The organism is Pseudomonas sp. D5(2026) (genome assembly GCF_057766845.1).
In genome coordinates this window covers 841,730-859,248 of record NZ_CM173421.1, presented here as the reverse complement: position 1 = coordinate 859,248, position 17,519 = coordinate 841,730, and the positions used below count along the sequence as shown (strand labels likewise).

21 protein-coding genes are annotated in these 17,519 nt (G+C 61.4%); 5 read left to right on the top strand and 16 right to left on the bottom strand.

Features of this window, described 5'->3' with window-relative positions; all coding sequences use genetic code 11:
- Positions 1 to 71 precede the first annotated feature (71 nt).
- Positions 72 to 719: a trypsin-like peptidase domain-containing protein gene (locus AC3B5Q_RS03985; RefSeq protein WP_028697390.1), complete on the top strand. Its 648-nt coding sequence runs from the start codon at positions 72 to 74 to the stop codon at positions 717 to 719.
- 170 nt (positions 720 to 889) lie between these two features.
- The gene (locus AC3B5Q_RS03980; protein ID WP_103463237.1) at positions 890 to 1,369 is read left to right on the top strand and encodes a GNAT family N-acetyltransferase; all 480 of its coding nucleotides are present in this window, start codon (positions 890 to 892) and stop codon (positions 1,367 to 1,369) included.
- 10 nt (positions 1,370 to 1,379) lie between these two features.
- Here the strand turns inward: AC3B5Q_RS03980 and AC3B5Q_RS03975 are convergent, their stop codons facing one another.
- The gene (locus AC3B5Q_RS03975) at positions 1,380 to 1,676 is read right to left on the bottom strand and encodes an addiction module antidote protein (protein WP_103463238.1); all 297 of its coding nucleotides are present in this window, start codon (positions 1,674 to 1,676) and stop codon (positions 1,380 to 1,382) included.
- A gap of 319 nt (positions 1,677 to 1,995) precedes the next feature.
- Between AC3B5Q_RS03975 and AC3B5Q_RS03970 the strand changes: the two genes are divergently transcribed.
- A complete protein-coding gene (locus tag AC3B5Q_RS03970) occupies positions 1,996 to 2,889 on the top strand; it encodes a bestrophin family protein (protein ID WP_103463239.1) in 894 nt (297 codons plus the stop codon).
- A 36-nt stretch (positions 2,890 to 2,925) separates the two neighbouring features.
- Here the strand turns inward: AC3B5Q_RS03970 and phnE are convergent, their stop codons facing one another.
- The 4 genes from phnE to AC3B5Q_RS03950 are packed head-to-tail and all read right to left on the bottom strand — an operon-like array spanning position 2,926 to position 6,171.
- Positions 2,926 to 3,693 (bottom strand): phosphonate ABC transporter, permease protein PhnE, encoded by a 768-nt coding sequence (gene phnE / locus AC3B5Q_RS03965; protein ID WP_274149793.1) that lies wholly within the window; start codon positions 3,691 to 3,693, stop codon positions 2,926 to 2,928.
- On the bottom strand, positions 3,690 to 4,517 hold the full coding sequence (locus AC3B5Q_RS03960) for a PhnE/PtxC family ABC transporter permease (RefSeq protein WP_488392839.1): 828 nt from the start codon (positions 4,515 to 4,517) through the stop codon (positions 3,690 to 3,692). Before AC3B5Q_RS03960 ends, phnE begins: the two co-directional genes overlap by 4 nt.
- On the bottom strand, positions 4,511 to 5,320 hold the full coding sequence (locus tag AC3B5Q_RS03955) for a phosphonate ABC transporter ATP-binding protein (RefSeq protein ID WP_028697388.1): 810 nt from the start codon (positions 5,318 to 5,320) through the stop codon (positions 4,511 to 4,513). The genes AC3B5Q_RS03960 and AC3B5Q_RS03955 overlap by 7 nt, the downstream gene beginning before the upstream one ends.
- Positions 5,317 to 6,171 (bottom strand): putative selenate ABC transporter substrate-binding protein, encoded by an 855-nt coding sequence (locus AC3B5Q_RS03950; protein WP_021781755.1) that lies wholly within the window; start codon positions 6,169 to 6,171, stop codon positions 5,317 to 5,319. The genes AC3B5Q_RS03955 and AC3B5Q_RS03950 overlap by 4 nt, the downstream gene beginning before the upstream one ends.
- Before the next feature lie 126 nt (positions 6,172 to 6,297).
- Between AC3B5Q_RS03950 and selD the strand changes: the two genes are divergently transcribed.
- Entirely contained in the window at positions 6,298 to 7,332 is a 1,035-nt protein-coding gene (selD, locus tag AC3B5Q_RS03945) for a selenide, water dikinase SelD (protein ID WP_021781754.1), read from the top strand.
- Complete coding sequence (mnmH, locus tag AC3B5Q_RS03940; protein WP_103443513.1) at positions 7,332 to 8,444, top strand: tRNA 2-selenouridine(34) synthase MnmH; 1,113 nt, start codon at positions 7,332 to 7,334, stop codon at positions 8,442 to 8,444. Before selD ends, mnmH begins: the two co-directional genes overlap by 1 nt.
- Before the next feature lie 125 nt (positions 8,445 to 8,569).
- Here the strand turns inward: mnmH and AC3B5Q_RS03935 are convergent, their stop codons facing one another.
- The 11 genes from AC3B5Q_RS03935 to cyoC form a co-directional block, all read right to left on the bottom strand.
- A complete protein-coding gene (locus AC3B5Q_RS03935; RefSeq protein ID WP_338444609.1) occupies positions 8,570 to 8,956 on the bottom strand; it encodes a lysozyme inhibitor LprI family protein in 387 nt (128 codons plus the stop codon).
- Positions 8,957 to 8,976: 20 nt separating this feature from the next.
- The gene (locus tag AC3B5Q_RS03930) at positions 8,977 to 9,516 is read right to left on the bottom strand and encodes a hypothetical protein (RefSeq protein ID WP_103443511.1); all 540 of its coding nucleotides are present in this window, start codon (positions 9,514 to 9,516) and stop codon (positions 8,977 to 8,979) included.
- Positions 9,517 to 9,602: 86 nt separating this feature from the next.
- Positions 9,603 to 10,166, bottom strand: coding sequence for a GNAT family N-acetyltransferase (locus tag AC3B5Q_RS03925; protein WP_021781750.1), 564 nt, complete (start codon positions 10,164 to 10,166; stop codon positions 9,603 to 9,605).
- 212 nt (positions 10,167 to 10,378) lie between these two features.
- Positions 10,379 to 10,834: an REP-associated tyrosine transposase gene (locus tag AC3B5Q_RS03920; RefSeq protein ID WP_021781749.1), complete on the bottom strand. Its 456-nt coding sequence runs from the start codon at positions 10,832 to 10,834 to the stop codon at positions 10,379 to 10,381.
- 678 nt (positions 10,835 to 11,512) lie between these two features.
- Positions 11,513 to 12,025 carry a hypothetical protein gene (locus AC3B5Q_RS03915; RefSeq protein ID WP_321141807.1) on the bottom strand — a complete coding sequence of 171 codons (513 nt, stop codon included), beginning with the start codon at positions 12,023 to 12,025 and terminating at the stop codon, positions 11,513 to 11,515.
- A 308-nt stretch (positions 12,026 to 12,333) separates the two neighbouring features.
- Entirely contained in the window at positions 12,334 to 12,717 is a 384-nt protein-coding gene (locus AC3B5Q_RS03910; RefSeq protein ID WP_028697385.1) for a YkgJ family cysteine cluster protein, read from the bottom strand.
- Between the two features lie 160 nt (positions 12,718 to 12,877).
- Positions 12,878 to 14,005: a hypothetical protein gene (locus tag AC3B5Q_RS03905; protein WP_021781746.1), complete on the bottom strand. Its 1,128-nt coding sequence runs from the start codon at positions 14,003 to 14,005 to the stop codon at positions 12,878 to 12,880.
- A gap of 112 nt (positions 14,006 to 14,117) precedes the next feature.
- A complete protein-coding gene (gene alaC / locus AC3B5Q_RS03900; RefSeq protein ID WP_021781745.1) occupies positions 14,118 to 15,326 on the bottom strand; it encodes an alanine transaminase in 1,209 nt (402 codons plus the stop codon).
- 334 nt (positions 15,327 to 15,660) lie between these two features.
- The gene (cyoE, locus tag AC3B5Q_RS03895; RefSeq protein WP_003248596.1) at positions 15,661 to 16,548 is read right to left on the bottom strand and encodes a heme o synthase; all 888 of its coding nucleotides are present in this window, start codon (positions 16,546 to 16,548) and stop codon (positions 15,661 to 15,663) included.
- Between the two features lie 11 nt (positions 16,549 to 16,559).
- Positions 16,560 to 16,892 carry a cytochrome o ubiquinol oxidase subunit IV gene (gene cyoD / locus AC3B5Q_RS03890; protein WP_003248599.1) on the bottom strand — a complete coding sequence of 111 codons (333 nt, stop codon included), beginning with the start codon at positions 16,890 to 16,892 and terminating at the stop codon, positions 16,560 to 16,562.
- On the bottom strand, positions 16,892 to 17,518 hold the full coding sequence (gene cyoC, locus AC3B5Q_RS03885) for a cytochrome o ubiquinol oxidase subunit III (protein WP_012051225.1): 627 nt from the start codon (positions 17,516 to 17,518) through the stop codon (positions 16,892 to 16,894). The genes cyoD and cyoC overlap by 1 nt, the downstream gene beginning before the upstream one ends.
- Position 17,519: the final 1 nt, after the last annotated feature.

Below are 17,519 nucleotides of genomic sequence, written 5' to 3'. Positions count from 1 at the left end.
ATAGTAGCGCTCCCTTTTCTCCACGCAATGTGTGTCCCATGAAAACAGTCGCGCCCTGCATGGCGGCAATGATGCTGCTCAGTGGGTGCAATGGAGTGCCAACGTCTTACGTTTCAGATCCCGTCTACAGCCAGGCGTTCGTGGTCACATCAGGTGCCCCGCTCCCCATGTTGCTGATGGCCAGCGCCATCCAGTGGAACGAGGATTACGCAGTCACCGCCAAACACACCCCGTTCCTGCGCAACGTGGTCCACGAGGGCCTGGGTGACGTGGTGTTCTTCAAGCACAAGGCCAGCAACGTGCCGCACTGGCGCCAGTACGTGCCAGGGGAAGCCGTGACGGCGGTGGGCTTCAACAGTTTCATGATGCCGATGCAGGGCAAGGGCCATGCCCTGTCGTCGCTGGTACGGCTTGAAGGTACGCCGGGCAGCGTCTTCTACTCGGTGCATGACGGCCCGATTACCAAGGGTATGTCGGGCGGGCCTGTGTTTGCCGATGACGGCAAGGTCGTAGGTATCAACGTCGCGATCATTCCCACCCGCGAGATCGACGCTGGCAAGCGCCCTGACCTGGCGGGCAAGGATCGCATCAGCGTGTTCATGTCATTCAACGAGATCGACAAGGAATGGCGGCGCTATCAGTACCTGTTGGCGCACAAGGCCAAGCCGAGGGCGCCGGCTGCGGTCAAAGGCTACGTGGCGGTGGCCGCCAAGCCATGAATCGGGGCGCGGTGTTGGATGGAAAGCGGCCTATGATGTGAGGCTGATGGCCTCTTCGCGGGTAAACCCGCTCCCACAGGGCCTGCACAGGATTTGAGCCTTGTGCAGTACCTGAGGGAGCGGGTTTACCCGCGAAGAGGCCCTGCCAGCCAACGCGAGAAGGACCTGCCATGCACCTGACCCACCGCCCCATCCGGCCAGAAGACATCCCCGTTATCTGCAGCTTTCCGCAGAGCCCGGACGAACTGTTCTACATGTTCCCCAAAGCCACCGCCCCCCTCACCCCCAACCAGCTGAGCGACGCCATCGCCCAACGCAGCGGCTCCACGGTAGTGGAAGGTAACGGCGCTGTCCTGGCCTTCGCCAATTTCTACAAAGCCGAACATGGCGGCGTATGTGCCCTGGGCAACGTAGTGGTGGCCCCCAGCGCCCGCGGCCGTGGTGTAGCGCGTTATCTGGTAACGGCCATGATCGACCTCGCCCGCCAGCAGTACAGCGCCCGGGAGGTCTGGGTGTCATGCTTCAATCACAACACCGCCGGCCTGCTGCTTTATCCACAGCTGGGCTTCACACCGTTCGGCATCGAGGAGCGGCAGGCGTGGGACGGCACGCGGGTAGCGTTGGTGCAGATGAAGCAAATACTGACTTGACCGAGCTGGATCAGCGGGTCACTGCATGTGGCTGAACGAGAAGGTCAACCCCCAGCGCACGAATGACCCTCAATACAGTGTCAAAACGAGGCTTCGCGCCAGGGCTCAGCGCCTTGTACAGGCTTTCTCTACCCAGCCCACTCTCCGTAGCAATATGTGTCATGCCCCGTGCACGAGCGATATGGCCAAGTGCTCGAATGATTTCCTCGGTATCGCCACCTGATAGCACCTGGCTAAGGTATTCACTGATTGCCTCATCGCTGCTCAACAAGGCGGTCATATCAAACGGGATCAATTTTTCGCTCATTTCATCACCTTCAGCAGCTTTCTGGCTTTGAGGATGTCGGCGGCCTGGGTGGCAGTAGCCAAGCGGCAAAGCTTTCCTCTGTTCAACGAGAAACATCAAGTGGTCACCCAGCCGTATCCTTATGGATACACCCTTTCAAGGATTGAAGTGACCCACTCTGTCGTTTTCGAGCTGAATCAGGAATTCAGGCACATCTGATAGGCTGGTCGGAGTTTTCCCTTCGTTTCAGCTACAAAATCCCTTGCAACATTCAACCCTCGAACCTTCGACGAGCCTCGGCGTCCCATCCTGCATCCCCCGCGTTCCGAGGTACTCCCGCGTGAAAGACGTCATCGCCCGCAAGTACCGCCTGGTGGTGAAGACCATCGGCTATATTGGCTGGTCGCTGTTCTGGCTGCTGATCTGGGATGTGCTGGTCACCCTCGATTTCATGCTGTTCTTGAACAGCAAGTTCACCCTGCCACTGATCCCGTTGACCTTGCTGGGCTCAGCGCTGGTGGTACTGGTGAGCTTTCGCAACAGCAGCGCCTACAACCGCTGGTGGGAGGCTCGCACCCTGTGGGGGGCGCTGGTGAACAGTTCGCGCAGCTTCGCCCGGCAGACGCTGACGCTGATCGATGACCCGGATGACGGCCTGAACCCGGTCAAGGCCACCCTGCTGCGCCGGCATATCGCCTATGTGAACTGTCTGGCGGCGCACTTGAAAGGCGAAAGCTGCCCAGAGGAACTGATGGCCTTCATCCCCCCGGCGGAGTTCGAACGGCGCAACCGTTCGAACAATTTCGCCAATGACATCCTCAGTGGCTCTGCGGCCTTGCTCGCGCGGGAGTACCAGGCCGGGCGGCTGGACAGCATTCGCCTGGCGCGACTGGAGTCGACGCTGGTAGACCTGTCTAACGCCCAGGGTGGCATGGAGCGGATTGCCAATACGCCACTGCCCTACCCCTATGTGTATTTCCCACGGCTGTTCATCACGCTGTTCTGCCTGATCGTGCCGGTGGGGCTGGTGGAGTCGCTGGGCTGGTTCACGCCGCTGGCGTCGACGGTGGTAGGGTTCATGTTGCTGGCTATCGAGCGCATCGGCACGGATTTGCAGAGCCCGTTCAGGTTCAGCGAGCATCAGATCCAGATGGATACCATCTGCGAGACGATCGAGCGTAACCTGGAGTCGATGCAGCGGGAGGCGCAGTGTGCCGAGGCTGTCGGCACCTGACAGATCTTGGGGTTGCTTTGAAACATCGCCTATCCATCAGGCCCGTACATAACGCTGGCGCAATACATCACTCAACAGATCCACGAACAACACCAGCAACAGCATACCCATGATCACCGTGCTGGCCTGGGCCTCCTGGAACAGGCTCAAGGTGGTGTACAGCATCTGCCCCAACCCACCCGCCCCGACGAACCCGAGCACGCTGGCCATGCGGATGTTGTTCTCCCAGCGGTACAAGCTGTAGGCCAGTAACTGCGGCCACAGGTTGGGCAGGGTGCCAAAGCAGAACGCGGCCACCTGGCTGCCACCCTGCAAACGGATCGCCGCCGCCGGCTCGGGCGGGGCGTTCTCAAGCGCCTCGGCAAACAGCCGCCCCAGCACGCCAGCGGTGTGCAACGCCAAAGCCAGGGTACCGGCATTCGGCCCCAGCCCAGCCGCCAGCACAGTCAGCGCTGCCCACACCAGCTCAGGAATGGCGCGCAAGGCATTGAGCAGCAAACGCGCGGCCCCTTGCAACGGCCAACCGAAGCGCCCCGCCGCCGGCAGTGCCAGCAACATCCCCAATACCATTGCCAACAAGGTGCCCATGCCAGACATGGCCAGGGTTTCCAGCGCCCCGCGCCACACCGCCTTGAGGTGCCCCGCAGACAGATCCGGCTGCAGGAAGCGCCCGGCGTACTCGCCCATCTGCCCCAGCCCGCCATTGCCGACCAGCGCGTGCAGGTCCAGCTCCAGGTATGCGAACGAGGCCACCACCGCTGACACGATGGCACCCAACAGCACCCAGTTGATCACCCGGTTCATGCCAGCCTCCAGCGCAGCAGGCGGCTGAGCAGGTCGGCTAGGATCACCAGCAACAAGAACGTCAACAGCATGCTCGCCACTTGCGCACCCGCAAACATGCGCATCGACAGGTCGATCTGCTGGCCCAGCCCGCCAGCACCGACAAAGCCCATCACCACCGAAGCCCGTACCGCGCACTCCCAGCGGTACACGGTGTACGACACCACTTCGGAGGCAGCATTGGGCAGGATGCCGTAGAAAAACGCCGCCAGCCGGCCACTGCCCGCCTGCAACAAGGCATGCGCAGGGCGCTGGTCGACTGACTCGAAGATTTCGGCGTAAACCTTGCCGAGCATGCCACTGTAGGTGATGGCGATAGCCAGTACGCCCGCCGTCGGCCCCAGCCCCACGGCGCGCACGAACAGCAACGCCCAGACGATCTCCGGCACGCTACGCAGGAAAATCAGCAGCCCGCGCACCGGCAGGCGCAACATTCGCGAACAGAACCCGGCCCGCCCGCCGCGTGAAGCGGCGCGCAAGGACAAGGCACGGCTGGCCAGCAAGCCAGCCGGGATCGCCAACAATAACGCCAGCGCCATGCCGGCAGTCGCCACGGCCAGGGTCTGCAAGGTGGCCTCATACAGTAGCGCAAGAAAATCGGCATCATGTGCCGGCGGCCAGAAGGCGCTGGTGAAGCTGGCAATCTGCTGACGGTTGTCCGCCTGCAGCAGCACCCAAGGGTTCAGTTCGCTTGACTGGATAGCCGGCCAGAGTACTGCCACCGCCAACAGGGCCAGCAACAACCGCGGCAGCAGCGCCGGGTCGCGGACGTCAGCCTTCAGCATCGCGGAATCTGCACGGTCAGGGTCGGCTCCTGGGTTGGCGGCGGAGCCAGTTGCTCGTTGGCGTATAGCGCTTCCAGCAGCTGTTCGGTCACGGCTTCCGCCGGGCAGTCGAACACAACCTGCCCTTCACGAATACCAATAATCCTCGGAAAATGCGCCAGCGCCAGCTCTACGGCGTGCAGGCTCGCCACCAACGTCACGCCAGTGGCTTGGGCATGGCGACTGAGCAAGGCGAGGCTGTGGTCGGCCAACACCGGGTCCATGGCTGACACCGGTTCATCGGTCAGCAGCACCTGCGGCCGCTGGTACAACGCCCGAGCAATGCCCACCCGCTGCAACTGGCCACCGGACAACTGCCCACACTGCACGAACAGCTTGTCGGCCAGGCCCAGTTCCGCCAACGCCTGGCGCGCCCCCGGCACATCGCTGGGACACAGCAGGTTGAGCAAACCGCGCAGCGTACCCCACTGCCCCAGCCGCCCCGCCAGCACCGCGGTCACCACTCGCTGACGCGGTGGCAAAGGCGGCGATTGATGTACCAGGCCAACCCTCGCGCGCAGGCGCTGGCGTGCCCTTGCCGACAACGCCCAAGGCTGCTCGCCAAGCAACTCCAGGCGCCCACTGCTGGGCTGGACGGCCGTGGCCATCAGGTGCAGCAAGCTGGACTTGCCCGCTCCCGACGGCCCGATGATGGCCACACGCTCGCCCTGCGCGATACGCAGGCTCACCGCATCAAGCGCGCGTACCTGGCCATGGCGCAGGCTGGCACCGTGCAGATGGATTGCCACATTCGAAGCTGTCACTTGAGCAGGCCGGCCTCGCGTGCAGCTTGTTCGGTGCCCTTGTAGTTCTCAGGCTTGGTCTCGATGAAACGGCTGGCGGCCTGCAGGTCAAGGATGGCCTTGTGCTCCGGGTTGCTCGGGTCGAGGTCCAGGAAGGCTTTCTTGATTTTCTGTTTCAATGCCGGGTCCATGTTGCCGCGCACGGTCCAGTTGTAGTCGAAGTAGGTCGGGGTGGTGGCGAACACCTTCACCTTGGTGGTATCGACCTTGCCGGCATCCACCAGCTTCTGCCACACGCTGGCGTTCAGCACGCCACCATCGACCTTGCCAGCCTGCACCCAGGCCACGGTGGCATCGTGGGCGCCGGAATAGGCCACGCGGCCGAAGTACTCCTCAGGCTTGATATTGTCCTGCTTGAGCATGAAGTAACGCGGCATCAGGCTGCCCGAGGTGGACGAAATGGAACCGAAGGCAAACGACTTGCCCTTCAGGTCGGTCAGGCTTTTCACGTCGGGGTTGGCGGTGATGAACTTGGAGGTGAACTGTGCGTCCTGCTCACGCTGTACCAGTGGCGTGGCGGTCGGGTCCTTCAGGTGCACCTGAACGAACGTGAAGCCCCCCAGCCAGGCCAGGTCTAAGCGGTCTGCGGCCAGCGACTCGACCACCGCCGGGTAGTCGGCCACGGGTACGAACTTCACGTCCATGCCCAATTGCTTGGCCAGGTACTCACCCAAAGGCTTGAACTTGCGCTGCAGTTCGGTCGGCGCTTCGTCGGGGATGGCGCTGACCCGCAGGGTTTCGGCGGCCTGAACGACAACGGCACAGCAAGACAGCACGAGGCCGGCGGCGAGCGCCAGGGGGCGTTTGAGCATGGGTGTTCTCCGGTTCAATAGCGGGGAAGTGCCGACACATTTGCCGGCACCGGGAATTATAAGAGGCAAGGGCCCAAAGGCCAGCTTTGCTACAATCGCGCAACAATTTGACCTGCAGAGGTGCGTATGAGCGAGCCGATTCGCCTGACCCAATACAGCCATGGCGCCGGCTGTGGATGCAAGATCTCCCCCAAGGTGCTGGACGTGATCCTCGCCGAAAGCGGCACCCAGGCCCTGGACCCAAAACTATGGGTCGGCAACGCGTCACGCGACGATGCAGCAGTGTACGCGCTGGACGACGAACGCGGCGTGGTTTCAACCACCGACTTTTTCATGCCGATCGTCGACGACCCCTATGACTTCGGCCGCATTGCCGCCACCAACGCCATCAGCGACATCTATGCCATGGGCGGCGACCCGCTGATGGCCATTGCCATCCTCGGCTGGCCGGTCAACGTGCTGCCGCCGGAAGTCGCCCGCGAAGTCATCCGCGGCGGCCGTGCGGTGTGCGCCGAAGCGGGTATCCCGCTGGCCGGCGGCCACTCGATCGACGCGCCCGAGCCGATCTTTGGCCTGGCCGTCACAGGCGTGGTCAATAAACGCCACCTCAAGCGCAACGACACCGCCAGCGTAGGCTGCCAGTTGTATCTGACCAAGCCCCTGGGCATCGGCATCCTCACCACTGCCGAGAAAAAGGCCAAGCTGCGCGCGCAGGACCAGGGCCTGGCCCGCGACTGGATGTGCACCCTCAACACGCCCGGCAGCCGCTTCGGCAAGCTGGACGGGGTCAAGGCCATGACCGACGTCACCGGCTTCGGCCTGCTCGGCCACCTGGTCGAGCTGGCCGAAGGCAGCGGCCTCACCGCGCACCTGGACTATGCTGCCGTGCCACGCCTGCCTAGCGTCGACCACTACCTGGCCGAGGGCTGCATCCCCGGTGGAACCCTGCGCAACTACGACAGCTACGGGCACAAGATCGGCGCCCTCAGCGACGACCAGAAGCACCTGCTGTGCGACCCGCAAACCAGCGGTGGCTTGCTGGTTGCTGTTGCCCCGGAGGGTGAAGCCGAGTTCCTCGCCGAGGCTGCGGAACTAGGCCTGAAACTGTCTCCGATCGGCAAGCTGGTCGAGCGACAGAGCCATGCGGTCGAGGTGATCTGATGCGCCCCGACTGCACCGACTTCCGTCAGCTGTTCCTCGACGACGTGCCGATGATGGACATGCGCGCCCCCGTCGAATTCGCCAAAGGCGCCTTCCCTGGCGTGGTAAACCTGCCGCTGATGAACGACCAGGAGCGGCAGAAGGTCGGCACCTGCTACAAGCAGCAGGGCCAGACCGCCGCCATCGCCCTGGGCCACCAGCTGGTCAGTGGCGCCACCAAGCAGGCCCGTCTGGAGGCCTGGGCAGCGTTTGCCAAGGCACACCCTGACGGTTACCTGTACTGCTTCCGTGGCGGCCTGCGTTCGCAGATCGTGCAGGGCTGGCTGCGCGATGAGGCGGGCATTCAGTACCCGCGTGTCAAAGGCGGCTACAAGGCCATGCGTACCTTCCTGCTGGAGACTACCCAGCAAGCGGTAGAGCAATGTGATTTCGTGCTGGTCGGTGGACTGACCGGTACCGGCAAGACCGATGTGCTGCACCAGTTGGACAACGTGCTCGACCTTGAAGGCCACGCCAATCATCGCGGCTCCAGTTTCGGCAAGCGCGCCACGGCGCAACCGGCGCAGATCGACTTTGAAAACCAGCTGGCAATCGACGTGCTGAAAAAGCGCGACCGCGGTATCGGGCAGTTCGTGCTGGAAGATGAAGGCCGCATTGTCGGCAGTTGCACGGTGCCGCTGGAGTTGTACCAAGGCATGCAGCATTACCCGCTGGTGTGGCTTGAAGACAGCTTCACCAACCGCGTGGAGCGCATCCTGCGCGACTACGTGGTCAACCTGAGTGCCGAGTTCATAGCCGTGCATGGCGAGGAAGACGGTCCCCGGTTGTTTGCCGAGCGCATGCTGCAGAGCATGGCCAATATCTACAAGCGTTTGGGTGGAGAGCGCCATCAGCGCTTGTCCGAGATGCTGCGCGAAGCCTTGGAAGAGCAGCAGCGCAGCGGCGCAGTAGACCTGCACCGGGGCTGGATCGAAGGCTTGCTGAACGAATACTACGACCCGATGTATGCCTACCAGCGCGAAGCCAAGGCCGAGCGCATCGAGTTTGCCGGGGATGCCGTGGAAGTGCGCGAGTACCTCAAGGCCCGGGCGCTGCGCCAACCGCGCAAATAGAACCAGCACCCTGTAGGAGCGGGTTTACCCGCGAAGAAGGCAACGCGGTGCATGACACCGGCAAAGCCGATGTTCGCGACTGAACCCGCGCCTGCAAATGTAGGCCAATCATGCCTGAACAGGCGTTACTGCCCCGGGCTAAGCACCCGCTCCAGCTCCGCAGCGCGGTCGCGGGTCATGTCCATGATGCAGCTGCCACCTTCCAACTGCGCCATGGTCCCGCCACTGGCCTGTACATGGAACTGGCAATTGCCATCACGGTAGGCCAACCACTTGCGCTGTACATCCCGCAGGCTCTTCTGCTGACCGGCATCCAGCTTGCCCATCAATTGCTTGTACACCCGGTTCAACCGCTGGTCCTGCACTTGCGTTTCGGCCCCGATGCACGCATTCATGGCCACGGTGCTGGAGGCCTTGTCCATGCACTGTCCGTAGGCCGCCGTGTAGTCGTCCGCCATCGCTACCGGTAGCACGCAAGCCAGTACCAGGCCTGCCAGGTAATGCTTGGTCATGCTAACCCTCCTTGTGGGTATCAAAGCGTCTGCGGCTGCTCCGGGGGCATCAGCACCTTGCCTGGTTCGAAGCGCAGCGAGGGCATTTGCGTCGCTGCATACAACGTTACCCCCAGGGCGGCAATCAAGGCGACATCAAGCCAGTTCCAGCCTGGCACGTCGTCAGCTCTTCGCGCCTTCCAGCAAAACCAGGCTTGCCCAAGGCAAAACACCACCATCGCTGTCAGCCACAGGTAGAAGCCTGCACCAAAGCCGGTAAGGTCATGAAACTCGTAGGTGCGGTTATCCGGCAAGCGGTCGATGCCAAAACTGCTGGCAGCCAGATACGCCGCGGCAAGCCCGGCCAGCAAGGCCAGCCGGCGAAACCGCCGATGGGCAAGGATGGCCAGGGCCAGCAGTGGGTTGGCGAACCATTGGTACAAGCCGAATGGCATACCCCATGGCCCGTACAGCAGCATCTGCAGGGCCGGCATGTGACGCTCGCCGCCCATCAGTGCGCCATCAAAGAACAGGGCGAGCAAATACAGCAGCAAGCTGATACTCAGGTAGAAAACGGGCAAAGGGGATTCCTGAGAGAAACGGGACAGCCTACGACCTTAACCCAGGCCCTGCCCCGCTTCCAAATTCACGCTCGGGTGTTACGAGATCAGACTACTGGCGGCTCCAGCAGCAAGCCGTAAATACCCGAGTCGGACAGCTCGCCAGCCACGCACCAGCGCGCGCGCAAGGTGCCTTCCAGCACAAAACCTTGGCGCTCCAGGGTGCGTGCCGAGCCCTGGTTGCGCGGGTCGATCTCGCCTTCGAGACGACGCATATGCAGCGTATTGGCGATGTAGTCGATGAAGCAGGTCAAGGCTTCATCCATATATCCCCTGCCCTGCACCGAACTGGCCAAGCAGTAGCCGATCTCGCCGCGACGGGAAACGTCATCGATATTGAACAGCTGGACCATACCGATCAGTTCGCCGTTGTCGCGGCGGTACATACCGAGCTTGAGTTGGTCGCCATTGGCATAGGCTTCGCGGTCGGCGGCCAGGGCGCTTTCGGCCTCGGCCAGGTCTTGCCAGGGTGCATGGTGCCAATAGCGCATGACCTCGGGGTCGGCCATGATCGCCAGCCACTGCGCGGCATCGGCATGGCGCATGGGGCGCAATTGCAGGCGTGGGCTGTCGAGGCAGAGGTCGCTGGGGAAACTGCGGGGTGGGGTCACACCGGATCTCCTGTCCATTGCTGGGGAGATGACAGTTTAACGTCATGTGGGTGGGGTGGGGCAGGTCTTGGGTTATGGAGTGTGTTTGAGGAGACTTGCCTTGGGATCTTCAGGGGCGCGTAGATCGAGCGCCGCCCACGCGGCGCATCGCGAGCGAAGCTCGCTCCTACATTTGTTTCGGGCCAGTCATTCCTGTCCCTTAAGGCATGCCCTCAGAGCCAGACCGCATCCCAGTGTGGATAATCCCCAATCCTGGAGACCAATCCTGCCCTTAGCGGATTGGCGATGATATATCTGGCGACCTTCACCACATCATCATCATGACGCAAAGCCCGGTCGTGATAACCCGCCTGCCAGACCGGCACCATCCTTGCTCCAGCTTTGCGCAAAGCATGGCTGGTTCGGGATTTGAAACGCTGCATCAATGTCCCGAGTGTCACGTCTTTCAACTCAAGCAGCCAATGTACATGGTCGGGCATCACGACCCAGGCCAATGACCGGCAATGGTGCTCCTGATCTGCTCTACGAAGAAATTGAATTACCAAGCGCGCAAATTGGAAGTTCAGGAACAATGGACGGCGGTGATAGGTAACCGAAGTCAGCATGTACAGCCGGCCAGGCTCCGAACACCTTCCGCGACGTAGTAGACAGCCATGGGGTTTGGGCATGTGGTCATCCTTGAAAGACATGTCCAGGGCAGGATAGCGATGTCTGGCGGGCCCAATGAGGTTTACGGTTACAGAGTGTGAGTGGGCAGACATGACCGGGGATTGCGACAGGGCCACCGTGTGCATGCCTTGGTTTTTGTGGTGGTGCGCAAATCGAGCGCCGCCCGCGCGGCGCATCGCGAGCAAGCTCGCTCCTACATTGGTTTCGGGCCAGTGCAGCCTACACCAACGCGCGCCATTCGTTTCGGGCCAGTGCAGCCTGCACCAACGCGTGCCATTCGTTTCGGGCCAGTGCAGCCTGCACCAACGCGTGCCATTCGTTTCGGGCCAGTGCAGCCTGCACCAACGCGTGCCATTGGTTTCGGGCCAGTGCAGCCTGCACCAACGCGTGCCATTCGTTTCGGGCCAGTGCAGCCTGCACCAACGCGTGCCATTCGTTTCGGGCCAGTTATGCCTGTGACAGCCGCGCGCGACCGCCTTGTTTGAAAAACGCAGTATCACGCCATGCGCCAAGGGGTCGCGCGCAACTCCCCCAGGAATAATTGGCCCGAAACAAATGTAGGAGCGAGCTTGCTCGCGATGCGCCGCGCGGGCGGCGCTCGATCTCATAGGCGACGAACAACTCAAGGCATGCACCTGCCAGCCGCTACCGGCCCACCCGACAGGTACATCAGGCCATTACTCAACCCCTGCAATTGCAGATTGCGACAGGGCCACCGTGTGCATGCCTTGGTTTTTGTGGTGGTGCGCAAATCGAGCGCCGCCAGCGCGGCGCATCGCGAGCAAGCTCGCTCCTACATTGGTTTCGGGCCAGTGCAGCCTGCACCAACGCGCGCCATTCGTTTCGGGCCAGTTATGCCCGTGACAGCCGCGCGCGACCGCCTTGTTTGAAAAACGCAATATCACGCCATGCGCCAAGGGGTCGCGCGCAACTCCCCCAGGAATAATTGGCCCGAAACAAATGTAGGAGCGAGCTTGCTCGCGATGCGCCGCGCGGGCGGCGCTCGATCTCATAGGCGACGAACAACTCAAGGCATGCACCTGCCAGCCGCTACCGGCCCACCCGACAGGTACATCAGGCCATTTCTCAACCCCTGCAATTGCAGATTGCGACAGGGCCACCGTGTGCATGCCTTGGTTTTTGTGGTGGTGCGCAAATCGAGCGCCGCCCGCGCGGCGCATCGCGAGCAAGCTCGCTCCTACATTGGTTTCGGGCCAGTGCAGCCTGCACCAACGCGTGCCATTCGTTTCGGGCCAGTGCAGCCTGCACCAACGCGTGCCATTCGTTTCGGGCCAGTGCAGCCTGCACCAACGCGCGCCATTCGTTTCGGGCCAGTGCAGCCTGCACCAACGCGCACCATTCGTTTCGGGTCAGTTATGCCTGTGACAGCCGCGCGCAACCGCCTTGTTTGTACAACGCGATAGCACGCCATGCACCAAGGGGCGCGCGTGTCCTTCACAGGAATCACTGGCCTGAAATACAGGCTAACGAAAAACGCTCAGGCCACCTCAGCCCCATCATCCGGCCAATGCGGCTCGTTGGCCTCTGGCGGAGTCAACGGCGGCAGGCCATACGCTGCCCGCGCATCATCACAGCTCGGGTTATGCACCCCACCCTCCCACGACGCATCAAACTCGCGGCACGGGCTGGAACGGTTGGCGTAAATCGTACAAGCCACCTCTTTACCGATCTCGCCCTGAAGGCTGACACAGCGGCAAGGCTTGGCATCGGTGCCGATCATGGCAACGCGCGTGGGGTTGATCTGCACCACCAGGTCGTCCGGCACTAAGCCCCCGGCAGACTGGCATTCGCCCCAGAAGAAGGACACACGGAAGTACCCGCAGCAGGCGCCGCAGTCAAGGCAAGGGTTATATTCAGACATGATGTCACGGAGGGAAGGTGGTTGTTATCGGGGCTGGCCCGCGGCGCCATTTTTAATCCAACCAGGGGCCGCTGGATAGAGGGGGAATGCAAAAAAAGTTGCCGCTGATCCGGCCACTGAACAAGGGCGACCAGTGCATTCACCGGCCGCCCCCTTTCAGCTAGCAGATGGGTTGGTAGGCTTCAGCATCCCAGCGTTGTAAACCCAGGCCTGCGCTCGGCTTGTAGTTGCCTCCCTGTACCTTGCTGAACTGCGTATGCACCTCACCACAATGCACCAGACGATCGTTCTCATCGCCCTCGGTGAGTACCGTGTAAGACTTACTGCGCATGGCCTGATACTGCCTGTCGGCGGCCGCCATGACCTGGTGATACTTCATCAACTGGCTGCTGCTCAAGGCCAGACGTTTGTCCAGTCGCACGCCCCAGCGGGTCAGGCAAACCTCGGCAAAGTGGCGAACGATCAGCCCAGGTTCGACCAGCACCTTGCCATCGCCTGCGCCATCAGCCGAGGCGTTGCCCACCAGTGTGGCATGACGGCCCGGCATAGGATAAACGCATATCCGTGTCCCTCTGGCGACCGAAGGGATCACGCAGGCAAAACCTTTGGAGCGCTCATCCCTCGAGTAGAAGCCTACGTACTCTTTGACGTTATCAGCCAACGTTACGCGCTCGGCTTGCACGTTACCGACCCCAGGCACCGGGTCAATGGCAAATATGTTCACCGGTATGCCCCGCAATACAGGGTCTTGCGCCATGGCATTGGCCAGCATGTGGCAGCTGATTCCTCCCCTGCTCCAGCCCACCAGGTTGACCTGGGTTGGCAGGCGCGGTTTGCGGAACATGCTGATGATGCGCTCCTGCAGTTCCTGCGGGGTTGGGTGGCGATCGCCGTAGTCGTAGGTTCGCCAGAACCATGAGGCGGAGGAAGAAACATCCGGAATCGGCACGCCGGCAGCTTTCAGCCGCTCGTATTCTTGCTCACTGAGTTTGGTGCGCCGCCAACTGCTTTCGCCTTTGATGACCTGCAGCACATGGTTGACGTTCTCCTCCCAGCCGCGGCCAAACAGCTGGCCAGTCCAGTTGAAATAGCCGCCGGGTACGACGAACAGGTTGTCATCCTGAAGGTTGCCGCTGCCTGGGCCGTCGACGGCGATCCAGTGGGCAAATTCCCGGCTCTGGTCGTTGCTGGCCAGGGTCGAGACCAGCTCGCCATTCCAGAAGTTGGGATTGGCGTCGTCAAAACGGTGCGAACCAGTGCCGCAGAAGTAGGCGGTGAAGACACTCATGGGGATCTCTTTGGTGAGAAATGAGTGCTGAAGGTAGGCGTACGGGTAACCAGAAGGCAGGCGGAAAGCTCACCCAAGAGGTAGTTGGGGCTGCTTTGCAGCCCCGATAGGCTTACTTGCGAGCCAAACCGTCAGCCCGGAACATTTGCCGGATTCCGCGGATAGCCTGGCGAATACGGTCCTGGTTCTCGATCAGAGCAAAGCGCACATGGTCGTCCCCATAGTCACCAAAACCGATCCCCGGCGACACACAGACCTTGGCCTCGGCCAGCAGCTTCTTGGAGAACTCCAGCGAACCCAGGTGCGCATACTCCGGCGGGATCTTCGCCCACACGTACATCGACGCCTTGGGGTTCTCGACCATCCAGCCCAGTTCGTGCAGCCCTTTGACCAGCAGGTTGCGGCGCTGGCGATACTGCTCGGCAATGTCGCGGACGCACTGCTGGTCGCCTTCCAGCGCCGCAATGGCCGCGACCTGTAGCGGGGTGAAGGTGCCGTAGTCGTGGTAGCTCTTGATCCGCGCCAGGGCGCTGACCAGCTCAGGGTTGCCGACCATGAAGCCGATGCGCCAGCCGGCCATGTTGTAGCTCTTGGACAGGGTAAAGAACTCCACCGCAATGTCCTTGGCCCCCGGGACCTGCATGATCGACGGGGCTTTCCAGCCGTCGTAGACGATGTCGGCATAGGCCAGGTCATGCACCACCAGCACGTCGTACTGCTTGGCCAGGGCCACCACTCGCTCGAAGAAGTCCAGCTCCACGCACTGGGCGGTAGGGTTGGACGGGAAGCCGAGGATCATCATCTTAGGCTTGGGGATCGACTCGCGGATGGCCCGCTCAAGCTCGTTGAAGAAGTCCACACCCGGTACCAGCGGCACCGAACGCACCTGGGCACCGGCGATCACTGCGCCGTAGATGTGGATCGGGTAGCTGGGGTTGGGCACCAGCACCGTGTCGCCCTGGTCCAGGGTAGCCAGCATCAGATGGGCCAGGCCCTCCTTCGAACCAATGGTAACGATGGCTTCGCTTTCCGGGTCGATGTCGACCTCGTAGCGATCCTTGTACCAGTTGGAAATGGCCCGGCGCAGGCGCGGGATGCCGCGAGAGGTGGAGTAGCCGTGGGTGTCTTCACGTTGGGCGACCTGTACCAGCTTCTCGACGATGTGCGGCGGAGTGGCGCCATCGGGGTTGCCCATACTCAGGTCGATGATGTCCTCGCCACGGCGGCGGGCGGCCATCTTGAGCTCGGCAGTGATGTTGAAGACGTAAGGGGGGAGACGATCGATGCGCGCAAAGCGGCGCGGCGAACCTGGGTTGGCCATGGCTTCCTCTGAGTACGTAAGCGCCCGGAACCGTCCGAGCGACGCTGGCCGATGTGGCGGCCTGAATCAGAAGATAATCCCGAAACATGATACACGTAAAGGATAATTTCCTGTTTTGTTATATTTTTTCAGATCTATTATTTGAAAATATAAAATTTATATTTCCCTGTGCCGGCCTCTGCGCGGGCAAGCCCTCTGCCACCGGGACCGCGCCACACGCAAAACCTGCGAAATGCCTGTGGGAGCGGGCTTGCCCGCGAAGAGGCCGGCACAGAAAAACCCATAAAAAAACCCCGGCGCAGAGGCCGGGGTTTTCGTGAAACAGGCAGCAGTTTCAGCGAGCGTAGGTCATCAGCACGTCCGCAGCGGTCTGGCTGTCCACACCCATCATCACGCTCAGGGCAGTAACGGTGAGGATGGAGAAGCCGAACACCTTGCGGGCCCACTTGCTATCGTCTTCAGCCTTGTAACCACCCCAGGCCATGTACAGCCAGTACAGGCCCATGGCAGCGGCCACGGCCAGGTAGCCGAGGCCGGCGTAACCGCCGAGGGTAAGCATCAGGGTGGCGAGCACGAAGGCCAGCACGTACAGCACGATCTGCTTTTTCGCCGCGAGGATGCCACGTGCCACCGGCAGAACCGGAATGTTGGCAGCGCTGTAATCCTTGAAGCGGAAGATCGCGATGGCAAAGCTGTGCGGCATTTGCCAAAGGCTGAACATCACCAGCAGGGTTACCGCAGCCAGGTCGAAGCTGTTGCTCACGGCGCAGTAGCCGATCACCGGAGGCATGGCACCGGACAGGCTGCCGACCAAGGTGCCGTGCACCGATTTACGCTTCAGCCACAGGCTGTAGAAACCGACGTAGACGACAAAGCCAATCAGTGCGCAGAACGCAGACAGCGGATTGGCCTGGACATACAGCAAGCTGAAACCCGCCACCCCGAGCAGGGTGGCGTAGATCAGCGCGAGGGGCAGCGACATGCCGCCCTGAACCATGACGCGGTTCTTGGTGCGCTCCATCTTGTGGTCGATGTCACGGTCGATGCAGTTGTTGAACACGCATCCGGACGCAACCACCAGCGAAGTACCGATCACCACCGCCAGGAACAGGGCGAAATCCACATGGCCCTTCGAGGCAAGGAAGAAACCGCCTGCCACGGAAAGCACGTTACCGAAAATGATCCCCGGTTTGGTGATTTGGATAAAGTGCTTAACGGACATGCAGTCTTACCTCACTTGGCCAACATTTCGAAGTGGATGCTGAACATGATCCACAGCGACAGGCCGACAAGCAGAGCGATCACCAAGGTGGTGAACAGGAACGTCGAAACGTTGTTGCGTTGCTCTTTCGAGCGGTCCATGTGCAGGAAGTAAACCAGGTGAACAACTACCTGGATCACGGCCATGGCAACAATGATCAGAACGGTCAGGTTCTTCGGCAGGCTGGCGGTCATGGCCAGGCCGAACGGGATCGCAGTCAGGATGATCGACAGTACGAAACCGATCATGTAGGACTTGACGCTGCCGTGATTACCTTCGTGATGAGTGTCGTGTGCGTTAGCCATTACAGAACCCCCAGCAGGTAAACGACGGTGAATACGCAGATCCAGACCACGTCCAGGAAGTGCCAGAACAGGCTCAGGCAGCTCATGCGGGTCTTGGCGGTCGGCGTGATGCCGTGCTTGTTGATCTGGTACATCATGATTGCCATCCAGATCAGACCAGCAGTCACGTGCAGACCGTGGGTACCTACCAGGGCGAAGAAGCCCGACAGGAAGCCACTGCGCTGCGGGCCGAAGCCCTCGCTGATCAGGTGATGGAACTCATAGATTTCCATCGCGATGAAGCCTGCACCGAACAGGAAGGTCACGGCCAACCAGCCCAGTACACCTGCTTTCTTGCCATCGAACATCTTCAGCATGGCGAAGCCGAAGGTGATCGAGGACAGCAGCAGGAACAGCGTTTCAACAGCTACGAAATCGAGCTGGAAGATGTCGTGACCCGACGGGCCGCCGGCAAAACTGCCGGACAGCACCGCGTAGGTGGCGAAGAGCGACGCAAACAGGATGCAGTCGGTCATCAGGTACAGCCAGAAACCCAGTACGGTCATCTGGCCCGAGTCGTGGTGGTGGTCGTCATGCCCATGGTCGTGACCATGAGCAGCGCCGCCGTGCATTACTTGACTGGACATT

Bases quoted from the DNA above. Each gene is read 5' to 3' on its own strand.
- AC3B5Q_RS03980 (WP_103463237.1), top strand. From the start codon at position 890: ATGCACCTGACCCACCGCCCCATCCGGCCAGAAGACATCCCCGTTATC.
- cyoC (WP_012051225.1), bottom strand. From the start codon at position 17,518: ATGTCCAGTCAAGTAATGCACGGCGGCGCTGCTCATGGTCACGACCAT.
- AC3B5Q_RS03910 (WP_028697385.1), bottom strand. From the start codon at position 12,717: ATGTCTGAATATAACCCTTGCCTTGACTGCGGCGCCTGCTGCGGGTAC.
- AC3B5Q_RS03920 (WP_021781749.1), bottom strand. From the start codon at position 10,834: ATGCCCAAACCCCATGGCTGTCTACTACGTCGCGGAAGGTGTTCGGAG.
- AC3B5Q_RS03975 (WP_103463238.1), bottom strand. From the start codon at position 1,676: ATGAGCGAAAAATTGATCCCGTTTGATATGACCGCCTTGTTGAGCAGC.
- AC3B5Q_RS03985 (WP_028697390.1), top strand. From the start codon at position 72: ATGCTGCTCAGTGGGTGCAATGGAGTGCCAACGTCTTACGTTTCAGAT.
- cyoE (WP_003248596.1), bottom strand. From the start codon at position 16,548: ATGTCCGTTAAGCACTTTATCCAAATCACCAAACCGGGGATCATTTTC.
- AC3B5Q_RS03950 (WP_021781755.1), bottom strand. From the start codon at position 6,171: ATGCTCAAACGCCCCCTGGCGCTCGCCGCCGGCCTCGTGCTGTCTTGC.
- cyoD (WP_003248599.1), bottom strand. From the start codon at position 16,892: ATGGCTAACGCACACGACACTCATCACGAAGGTAATCACGGCAGCGTC.
- AC3B5Q_RS03935 (WP_338444609.1), bottom strand. From the start codon at position 8,956: ATGACCAAGCATTACCTGGCAGGCCTGGTACTGGCTTGCGTGCTACCG.
- AC3B5Q_RS03905 (WP_021781746.1), bottom strand. From the start codon at position 14,005: ATGAGTGTCTTCACCGCCTACTTCTGCGGCACTGGTTCGCACCGTTTT.
- phnE (WP_274149793.1), bottom strand. From the start codon at position 3,693: ATGAACCGGGTGATCAACTGGGTGCTGTTGGGTGCCATCGTGTCAGCG.
- mnmH (WP_103443513.1), top strand. From the start codon at position 7,332: ATGCGCCCCGACTGCACCGACTTCCGTCAGCTGTTCCTCGACGACGTG.
- selD (WP_021781754.1), top strand. From the start codon at position 6,298: ATGAGCGAGCCGATTCGCCTGACCCAATACAGCCATGGCGCCGGCTGT.
- alaC (WP_021781745.1), bottom strand. From the start codon at position 15,326: ATGGCCAACCCAGGTTCGCCGCGCCGCTTTGCGCGCATCGATCGTCTC.
- AC3B5Q_RS03960 (WP_488392839.1), bottom strand. From the start codon at position 4,517: ATGCTGAAGGCTGACGTCCGCGACCCGGCGCTGCTGCCGCGGTTGTTG.